The 9546-nt window shown below is 60.1% G+C and carries 6 protein-coding genes; 3 read left to right on the top strand and 3 right to left on the bottom strand.

Features of this window, described 5'->3' with window-relative positions; genetic code table 11:
* Positions 1-687: 687 nt before the first annotated feature.
* Positions 688-2175: a DUF1501 domain-containing protein gene (locus FJ398_22165; GenBank protein MBM3840614.1), complete on the bottom strand. Its 1488-nt coding sequence runs from the start codon at positions 2173-2175 to the stop codon at positions 688-690.
* Between the two features lie 5 nt (positions 2176-2180).
* Positions 2181-5369, bottom strand: a complete 3189-nt coding sequence (locus FJ398_22160) for a DUF1553 domain-containing protein (GenBank protein ID MBM3840613.1) — start codon at positions 5367-5369, stop codon at positions 2181-2183.
* 339 nt (positions 5370-5708) lie between these two features.
* On the opposite strand from FJ398_22160, the gene FJ398_22155 reads away from it, so the two are divergent.
* From FJ398_22155 to FJ398_22145, 3 genes are read left to right on the top strand one after another with little or no spacing between them, the layout of a single operon-like run.
* Complete coding sequence (locus FJ398_22155; protein ID MBM3840612.1) at positions 5709-6098, top strand: hypothetical protein; 390 nt, start codon at positions 5709-5711, stop codon at positions 6096-6098.
* On the top strand, positions 6098-6526 hold the full coding sequence (locus FJ398_22150; protein MBM3840611.1) for a hypothetical protein: 429 nt from the start codon (positions 6098-6100) through the stop codon (positions 6524-6526). Before FJ398_22155 ends, FJ398_22150 begins: the two co-directional genes overlap by 1 nt.
* Positions 6447-6884 (top strand): hypothetical protein, encoded by a 438-nt coding sequence (locus FJ398_22145; protein ID MBM3840610.1) that lies wholly within the window; start codon positions 6447-6449, stop codon positions 6882-6884. Before FJ398_22150 ends, FJ398_22145 begins: the two co-directional genes overlap by 80 nt.
* 136 nt (positions 6885-7020) lie before the next feature.
* On the opposite strand, the gene FJ398_22140 is transcribed toward FJ398_22145, so the two are convergent.
* Positions 7021-9171: a pyrroloquinoline quinone-dependent dehydrogenase gene (locus FJ398_22140; protein MBM3840609.1), complete on the bottom strand. Its 2151-nt coding sequence runs from the start codon at positions 9169-9171 to the stop codon at positions 7021-7023.
* Positions 9172-9546: the final 375 nt, after the last annotated feature.

Below are 9546 nucleotides of genomic sequence, written 5' to 3'. Positions count from 1 at the left end.
TTTTGTCCGTGGCCTGCGTTGGCTCGGTCCTTACAGCCCGCGTTGGGGATGCTCGGACCTCGCCGCCTTGGCCACAGCCAAAATCCCTCGCCGCAGGACCCCGCGCAATTTTCGGACACGCTCTCAGTCGCAGAGCCCTGGCTATGCTCCTTCGTCGTGCCTCGCCAGAAAGCGAAATCGCCTCCAGCAAAACCGGAATTTATTTTTGCACAGACCCTTAGCTGAGGGGCGTTAGCTGTTCCACGAGATGCAGAAGTTCCTGTTGACCTCCGGCCCGTTGTCGCAGCGAACGATCCTGGGCAACGCCGGCTTCGACGTGGAGGAAGAACGCGAGCACAAAGAGGAGGAAGGGACGCTGGTGAATGATCCGAAATCCGGCGCTTGAGTAGCCGCGAGAGCAAAGAACGCAAGGTGAAGAAGCTCACGGCAGTTTACAGGCTCACCGATTGGGTGAACGAACTAACGCACCTAACTCGTTTGCTCTTTGTGATCTTTGAGATCTTTTGCGGCTAGAATGCCGTTTCCAGCATGATCCGAAGACGCGGGCGCAGGTGTTGCCGATCTTCTCTCCCAACCATGGGAAACAACCGGGTGAATCGGGACGCCCCAGGGCGTGAAAAAATCAGAAGAAGGAAAGCAGGGCTCCGCGGCAGCGTCGCCCACCAACCAACAGGAGAATTGTTTCGGCTACGCCAGAAGCTTCTCGAAGACTTTGCCCGCCACGTCCGTGAGCCGGAAATCGCGCCCCTGGAACCGATACGTCAAGCGCTCGTGATCGAGGCCGAACAGGTGCAGGATCGTCGCGTGGAAATCGTTGATGTGAATTGGTTCCTTCACGATGCTCCAGCCGATCTCGTCCGTCTCGCCAATCACCTGGCCGCCTTTGACCCCGCCGCCTGCCATCCAAAGGCTGAATGCAAACGGATGATGATCCCGCCCTGTGTTTGGTTCGCGGCCAATCCGGTTTTCGCCGAGCGGCGTGCGGCCAAATTCGCTGCCCCAAATTAGGAGCGTCGTGTCGAGCAGGCCGCGCTGTTTCAGGTCCTTCAGGAGCGCTGCGATGGGTTGATCTGCCATGCCCGCGTTGAACTTCAACTCCGCGTTCAGGTTGCTGTGATGATCCCACGACGCATGATAAATGTTGACGAAACGCACGCCACGCTCGACCAAACGTCGCGCGAGCAAACAATTTCGGGCAAACGCCCGGTACTGTCCCGGCCCGCCGCCGCGATCCGCTTTCAACCGCGGATCGTCCCGGTCCACGCCGTACGCTTCGAGCGTCGCTTTGCTTTCGCCGGACAAATCCATCAATTCCGGCGCGGAGGTCTGCATCTTAAAAGCGAGTTCGTATGCGGAAATCCTGCTCGCGATCTCCGGATCGGCCACCGTCTTCATCCGCAGCTTGTTCAAATCCATGATCGCGTCGAGGCCAAGGTGCTGCATTTCGGATGTGATGCCGGGAGGATTGCTCAAGTTGAGCACAGGATCGCCCTGATTGCGGAACAACACGCCGGCGTAATTGGAGGGGAGAAATCCGCTCGACCAAAGGGACGCGCCGCCGCTGGTGCCTCGGCCCGCGGTCAACACCACGTAGCCGGGCAAATTCTGGCAAACGCTGCCTAAACCATAATTCAACCAGGCGCCGATCGTGGGTTTCCCGAATGTCGCGACGCCGCAATTCATCATCAACTGGCCGGGATGATGATTGAACTGATCCGTGTGCATCGAGCGGATCAGCGCAATGTCGTCTGCGCACGAACCAAGGTGCGGCAGCAGATCGGAAAGCTCCATCCCGCATTGGCCGTGCTTCGTGAACTGGCGCGGGCTGCCCATGATCACGGCCGAATCTTTTTGGATGAACGCGAAGCGGACTTCTTTGACGAGCGATTCGGGGAGCTTTTGGCCGTGCAATTCGTTCAGCTTCGGCTTGGGATCGAACAAGTCCATCTGGCTCGGCGCGCCTTCCATGAAAATGAAAATGCAGGCGTTGGCCTTGGGCGCGAAATGCGGCGGCCGGGGTTCAAGCGGGTTTCTGGCCGTGGGCGCAGGGTCCTTCGCCAGCAAACCATCGGCTTTCAGCATGGAGGCAAACGCCAGCGCGCCCAAACCGCTCGCGGTAGAGGTGAGGAAATCGCGGCGAGTCAGTTGAACGATTTCTCTGAAATTCGATTCCATAACTACTACTCTCGCGTCACAAATTCATCCAGGTTCATGACCGTGCGCGCCACGCCGACCAAAGCGGCGATCTCAGCAGACCGGCCGGCATCCCCTCCGTGACTGCCGGCGATTGGCGCGGCCTGCTCCGGAGCGCGACGGATCAATTCGGAATAATCTTCGTGCAGCCTGGTCAAGCGATCGAACTCTGCCTTCGTGGGAGGTCGAGACAAACAAAGCTCGAACACACGCCTGATCTGATCCGAAGCATCGGCTGCCGGTTGACCCGCGATTCGCCGGCCTAAGGCCTGAGCGCACTCGTAGAACACGGGGTCATTCAGCGTCGTGAGCGCTTGCAACGGCGTGTTGGAGCGTTCGCGGCGCGTGCATGTGACGTTCGAGTCCGGCGCGTCAAAGGTCATCAACATCGGATACGGCACAGTCCGTTGAAAATGAATGTAGAGTCCGCGCCGGTAGCGATCCGCGCCTTCGCTATCTTTCCACTTGACCGAATTTGCGTATCCCAGCGCCGCGATGTCCGAAGGCAAAGGCGGCCGGATGCTCGGACCGCCAATGACGGGACTGATGAGGCCGGCGGCGCTCAGGAAGGCGTCGCGGACACATTCCGCTTCGAGGCGGAAGCGGCTTTGGCGCGCGAGCAAAAGGTTGTTCGGATCACGCGCCAGCAACTCGCTTCGCGGCTCCGACGATTGTCGGTAAACGGAGGAAGTCACGATCAACTTGATCAACTCCTTGCGGCTCCAACCGAGGCGTTGGAATTCCGTCGCGAGCCAATCGAGCAATTCGGGATGCGAAGGCGACTCGCCGCGCGTGCCAAAATCATTCTCCGTCGCGACCAATCCCCGGCCAAATAAGCGGCTCCAAATTCGATTGGCGGTCACGCGGGCGGTGAGTGGATTCGCGGGGTCGAAGAGCCATTCGGCGAGATCCAGGCGATCAGGTAGGACAGGCTTCCAGCCTGTCCCTTCTTTGCTTCCCGATGATGGTCCTTCTTGACTGTGCTTCTCGACGGGAGGCAGGCTGGAAGCCTGCCCTACTTTGCGCGATTTGAACGCATGCAAGACAGCGAGAGTGCCGGGCATCACTTCCTCACCCTTGCGCAGGAAATCCCCGCGGATATGGATATACGTCTGCCTCGGCTTTTCGTTCTCGGCGAGCGTTTGCGCCTTGGTCTCGGGGAACTTGGATTCCTTCTTCGCGTGCGCCACCAACTGGCCGTTCAGTGTGCGGGTGCTCGGATCGACTACTTCGCGGTAGTATTTCGCCAGCGCGTCCTTCTCTTTCTGAGTCCGTCGCTCGACGGGTGTCTCGAGAATCCAGACAATCGAGTCGGGCATGAGATCGGCCTTCAACGGACCCGATGAACTCGTCGCCGCGAGACGGAATCGTTCGAGGGTGTGTTGGCTGCCGTATTGCTGATCGAGATGGAAAATCAGCTTCGCTCCCGCGGGAACCTCGATGTTTTCCTCTGTTTCAAAAACGGCCACGTGGCGTTGGTCGAATTGAGGATCAATCGCCCAGCCCGTCTTGGCGTTGCCGTCAATCGCGCCTTCGACCGGCCAATCCTTCGGGGCGTGATCCGCTGAAGCCTGTTGGAGCGTGATCGGAGTAACTGCTCGACTCTTTCGGTGTTCTGATCCCTCGATCGGTTTGGCGATCCCTTCCCCCTCACCCCGGCCCTCTCCCTTGGGGAGAGGGAGAGTCGATTCCAGCGCTGGGGCAGGTTTGGAGCGATCAGATGTAGCTGCAGGGGCCGCCTGTTTTTCCCTCTCCTTGGGGAGAGGGTTAGGGTGAGGGGAACCAGCGCGTCGGCTTTCTTGAGGTGTGGCTGGGCCAGTTGCCGCCGATTTCCAGTCGCGTTCACTTTCCAGTTCGACATTCACCTTGAATTCGCTCAAGACGAAATTCCCATTCCTGCTTCGTCCTGGGCCTTTCCCGGGCGCCGGATCATCAAACACTTCCAGCCGAAAGCCTGTGACGTTCTTCAAATCAGTCGTCGCTTCGAGGGTGTAAGTGTCCTTGTCCGGATTCTTCCCCGTGACGACGACCGTGCCGTCGTTCTGGACTTTCAAATCGGAGCCACCCGCCGACGCAGCTTTTGTCACCGTCAGAATCGCCCAGCGTTCGGCGGGCAACTTCACCTTCTGCTCCCATGCCGTCTGATTGGCGGCCGCCTTTTCGCGAAGGTAAGCCGCGAGTTCGCTTTGAAGCCGGTCGCGTTCTTCGTCCCAACGCTCCTTCTCTTGCCGGTATTGCGCCAGCTCCGCCGGGCCCGGCGCCGGCAGATCTTTCTCCGAGGCGTTGTTGAAGAAAGCGTAAAGCTGATAAAACTCGCGCTGCGCGATCGGATCATATTTGTGGTTGTGACATTCGGCGCAACCGACCGTCAAGCCGAGCCAAACCGTGGCCGTCGTGCTGACGCGATCCACCGTAGCCTTGCAGCGAAATTCTTCCTGGTCCACGCCGCCTTCTTTGTTCGTGAGCGTGTTCCGATGGAACCCGGTCGCGATCTTCTGCGCCTCGGTCGCGCCGGGTAGAAGGTCACCCGCGAGTTGTTCGATGGAGAACTGGTCGAAGGGCAAGTCGCGATTGACCGCGTCGATTACCCAATCGCGGAACAAATAGGCGTAAGGCCGGGCCGTGTCCTTCTCATAGCCGTCGCTGTCGGCATAGCGTGCCAGGTCGAGCCAATGCCGTCCCCAACGCTCGCCAAAATGGGGCGAGGCCAGGAGCCGATCCACCAACAGATCATACGCGTCCGGGCGTTTGTCCGCGACGAACGCATCCACGTCCTCGATCCGAGGGGGCAAGCCGAGCAAGTCGAAGCTCAGGCGCCGAATCAACGTCCGGCGATCCGCTTCAGGCGAGGGCGCGAGCTTTTCCTTCTCTAGCCGCGAAAGGACGAAGGCATCGATGGGATTTCGAATCCACGTCCGCGTTGTTGTCTCTGGAACCTCCGGACGAACGGGTGGCTTGAAAGCCCAATGCGAGTGAGAAGAGTGCTCCGGGCTGACGGTCGGGCTTTCCGCTTTTGAAGCCGGAGACGCTCCGTCATTCGCGTCCACGTTCGCCGCGGTGAAAACCGCAAGCAACGCGACCAGGATGTGGCTGGTTGAAATTCGTTTCACGGGCGCTAAGCGCAAAATAACGCCGGACTCAGCGCGAAGCAATCTCGCTGCCAGAAGGCCGCGCAATAATAATGATTATGATATGGTTGTCCAGTGACCCTTGAACAGTGTGTGATAGAGTACAGACCGAGTCTATCACTGCCACCATGTCGGAAGCCGCAGCCACTTCGTTTTCCTTCGTCACGACAAATCCCTCTTTCAGCAGGCCAAGATGATGGGGAGGATCGCCCGGGCGCTTGGAACCGGTGGGGAGAATGTGCTGGGAACGCCGGTTCCGCTGGTCACAGCAACATTTCACGTACAAGTCTTTGGGACGACCAACCGCCGGCCTGTTGTCATTCTGAGATCCGCCCCGAATTTCGGAGTCCAGATTGAACCTGCTGCAGCTTGAAGTAGTATGCCGCCATGCCCAGCGCAGGAGACTCACGTTTGATACGGAGATGCTGGGACTCGTCACTCGTGTTCTGCATAGCGGCAGCACTCGCTGCCCTAACGTTGGATGCCGCCGAGTCGAGCGGTGTTCCGCGCGAGTTTCGACAGCGCGTTTGGACGACGGACCAAGGACTGCCCCACAACACGGTCCGGGCCGTCCTTCAGACCCGGGACGGCTACCTCTGGATCGCGACGCAACGCGGGTTGGCACGGTTTGACGGCCTTAAGTTCGCGGTCTTCAATCACCTGAAAGATCCCGCGTTTGTCTCCGACGATTGCACACGTCTGGCGGAAGATTCGGCGGATTGGCCAAAATCAACCGGACACGCTTGGATGGGTCGAAGGAATTCGGCCCCGGTGTGATGAGCTTCTATTCCGTGACCAACGGCCTTTCGAACAACAACGTCTGGGCTCTGCACGAAGACAAGGACGGCGTGCTCTGGATCGGCACCGAGCGCGGGTTGAACCGCTTGAAGAATGGCCCGAGACGCGCTTGTTTCAGTTTGGCGCCGGCGCGTCAGCTTTGTCGGTCTTCGCCTTGCTCGGCTGGGGAATTCACCGTTGGCGATTGGGTTTCACGCGTCGCATCCACCAATTGGAGACCCAACAGGCGCTGGCTCACGAGCGCCGTCGGATCGCCCGGGACCTGCATGACGAAATCGGATCCCAATGTCGAGGCTGGCCATTTCTCAGGAGGCGGAGAGTTCTGGGATGCCGCCTGCGGAAGCGGTCGTGGCGAAGGCCGCCGGGCCCGCAGCCGTGGCTCGCCAGGCCCTGCGCAGCCTGGATGAGGTCGTTTGGGCGACCGACCCGCAGTTGGACACCTTGGAGCATCTGGTCGATTACGTCGGACGTTCCGCGCGGGAATACCTGCAAGGCGCGAACGTGACGTTGCGGCTGGACGTTCCGGTGGAGATTCCCGATGAGTCCTTGCGAGCCGGAGCGAGGCACAACATCGTCTTGGCGATCAACAAACTCCCGACGGAGGATTACCTCCGGCTGGCGGAGTGGTTTGAACGCCGACGCGCCGAGGAAATTCGCGAGGCCTCCGAGGACCGCCAGGACTTGGAAGACGCAAAAGTGTCCCTGGCTGAACCTGGCGAAAATATTCCCTGGGAACAGATCAAGACCGAGATGGGCCTGAAGTAATGGGTTACGCGATTAGCTTTCGCCCCGCCGCGCGCCGCTCGTTTAACAACCTTCCGCCGGATCGGAGATCTTGCTCAGGCGTTGGAGCACCACCGGCAGCATCGCCCGATAAACCTTGTCTCGCAGTACGGTTTGATCACTCTGATAGGGCGAAACAGTAGTACGCATTCCCCGGCCTGGTCTCCGGTTTGCCACCGCCACCTGCGGCGATCACGACGTATTGGCGGCCTTTGATTTCAAACGTGGCAGGCGTCGCGTAGCCGCCAGCTTCCATCTGGAATTCCCAAAGCAGCTTGCCGGTGGCTTTGTCGAAAGCATGGAACCGTTCGTCCATCGCCGCGCCAATGAACACCAATCCGCCCGCCGTCACGATCGGTCCGCCGATGTTGAAGGTGCCCGTCGGCGGCAAACCGCGCTTCTCCAGCACCGGATACGTTCCCAGCGGCACCTGCCAGCGGATTTCTCCCTGGTCGAGGTCGATGGCGGTGAGTGTGCCCCAGGGCCGTTTGTTCACGGGAAAACCTTCCGGATCGCGGAAGTCGTGATGGCCCGTCGCCACGAACGGAATTTCGTCGGCGAAACTCAGCTTGGCGTCTTGCATCGAGATGCGTTCGTTGCCCGCGTCGCCGAACAAGAACGAAGCCACGGCGCGCTTCTCCAAAGCGGAAAGCGCGGCGAAGCTTGGCATCTGGCCGCGCCCGGTCTCAATCAATTCTAGAAGTTGCGGCTTCGTCATGCGCTCCCGCACCGTTTTGAGCGAGGCCAGCGTAGGGGAAGCCGGATTGTTCGGCTTCTCGAAGCCGTGACAGGCGGAGCAGATCGTGCCGTAGAGAAGTTTGCCCAATTCTTCGAGCGTCACTTCTGCGCGCGGCTTCGAGGGCGCCATGGAAATCCATTCGGCTTCGTTGCTCGCGTTGACGTAGAGCAGGTGCGTTTCCGGGTCGAACGCCGCGCCGCCCCATTCGCCGCCGCCGTTGAATTGCGGAAGCACCACGGATGGCCGGAGGCCAGGAGGAATGTAAATGTCCCCGGTCTGCATGCCTTGGAGTTTTTCGAGAACGAACTGGCGCGCGCGCGGGTTCAGGTCCGTGACTTCGGCTTCGGTGAAGCGCTGCTGGGCAAACGGCGGGGGTTTGGTCGGGAACGGTTGCGTGAGCCACGTTTGTTCGCCAGGAATCCCCGACTTCGGGACGGGCCATTCTTCGACCGGAAAAAGCGAACGACCCGTCTCGCGGTCCAGCACAAAGACGTGGCCGATTTTCCCGGATTGCGCGACCGCGTCGATCCGGCGGCCCTGGTGCGTGACCGTCACGAGATTGGGAGGACAGGGGATGTCGTAGTCCCAGACGTCGTGGTGCACGACCTGGAAATGCCAGACGCGCTCGCCAGTGTCCGCTTTCAACGCCAGCACGCAATTGGCGAAAAGGTTTTGTCCAGCGCGGTTGCCGCCGTAATGGTCGTACGCAGCCGAACCGGTGCCCGCGAACACCAGGCCGCGCTCAACGTCGAGCGTCATCCCGCCCCAGCAATTCGCGCCGCCGGCGGTTTTCCAGGCGTTGGTCGGCCAGGTCTCGTGGCCAAATTCCCCCGGATGCGGAATCGTGTGAAAAATCCAGCGGCGCTTCCCGGTGCGCGCGTCGAGCGCGCGGATGTGGCCGGGCGCTGTTGGTGATGGGCCTTCGCCAACCGCCGAGCCCATAATCAGAAAATCCCTGTAAACGATCCCGGGGGAGGTTGCGCTCACGGACAGAAAAAACACATCGCGGTCGAGGCCGTCGCGCAAATCCACTTTGCCTTCCGTGCCGAACGAACCGATGACCTGGCCATTCGTGGCGTTGATGGCGTAGAGGAAATTCCCGCCGGCGAAGAAGATCCGCTTGTCATCGCCCGCCGACCAGTAAGTGAGGCCGCGATTGACCCCGCGTCCGCCGCGCCCATTCCAGGGATCGAACACCCAGCGTTCCTGCCCAGTGGCGGCATCCAGAGCGACCACCTTCAGTCCAGGCGTCGTGAGAAACATGACGCCATCGATCACTATGGGATTGCATTCGATGGTCGTGGCAGGCCGCTCGCGCATGTCGTCGCAGCGGTAAATCCAGGCAGGCTTGATCTGCTTGACGTTGGTGCGGTTGATTTGGCTGAGGGCGGAATACTTCCGGCCCGCGAGATCGCCGCCATAGACAGGCCAGTCATGAAAGGGAGAAGGCGAACGCGCTCCTTGTGCGAGAACAGGAGAAGTGGAAACCATGAAAGCAATGATGATTTCGATCCAATGGCGCGGGCGCATGGTGAGGGTTTGATATCAGGCGCGCCAAGAATCGGCAAATCCAACACTTCGAGGAAGGCACGATTGAAAATGCGACAGAAGATCGGATAGCCCGTCCGCGGTTTCACGCGAACCTGGTGGGGCTGCGTTGCCGCGCAGCCGGTCTTCCGTCGATGCAGCGCCGCCCTACATCGAATAGCGCCTCAGTTACTGCTTGGTCCGCGGGATGGACGACAAAGCTCGTAGCGCAGAGTTGCACTCTGCCGTAGCGCAGAATTGTATTCTGCGGGGCGTCTCCCAGTCCGAGCACGCTGGGACTTGCCGGCGCCCTGCCGATTGGAAATCGGCGATACCGCAGATTGAAAATCTGCGCTACGGTTCTCCGGTCGATCTGTC

The sequence above is a fragment of the Verrucomicrobiota bacterium genome, from assembly GCA_016871535.1.
Taxonomy (GTDB): domain Bacteria; phylum Verrucomicrobiota; class Verrucomicrobiia; order Limisphaerales; family SIBE01; genus VHCZ01.
The sequence above is the reverse complement of the archived record's forward strand: the minus strand, read 5'-3'. Positions and strand labels throughout refer to the sequence as shown.

What these genes read in the sequence shown, in the direction of transcription:
- FJ398_22165 (MBM3840614.1), bottom strand. Translation starts at nt 2,175, where the DNA reads ATGGAATCGAATTTCAGAGAAATCGTTCAACTGACTCGCCGCGATTTC.
- FJ398_22155 (MBM3840612.1), top strand. Translation starts at nt 5,709, where the DNA reads ATGCCCAGCGCAGGAGACTCACGTTTGATACGGAGATGCTGGGACTCG.
- FJ398_22150 (MBM3840611.1), top strand. Translation starts at nt 6,098, where the DNA reads ATGAGCTTCTATTCCGTGACCAACGGCCTTTCGAACAACAACGTCTGG.
- FJ398_22145 (MBM3840610.1), top strand. Translation starts at nt 6,447, where the DNA reads ATGCCGCCTGCGGAAGCGGTCGTGGCGAAGGCCGCCGGGCCCGCAGCC.
- FJ398_22140 (MBM3840609.1), bottom strand. Translation starts at nt 9,171, where the DNA reads ATGCGCCCGCGCCATTGGATCGAAATCATCATTGCTTTCATGGTTTCC.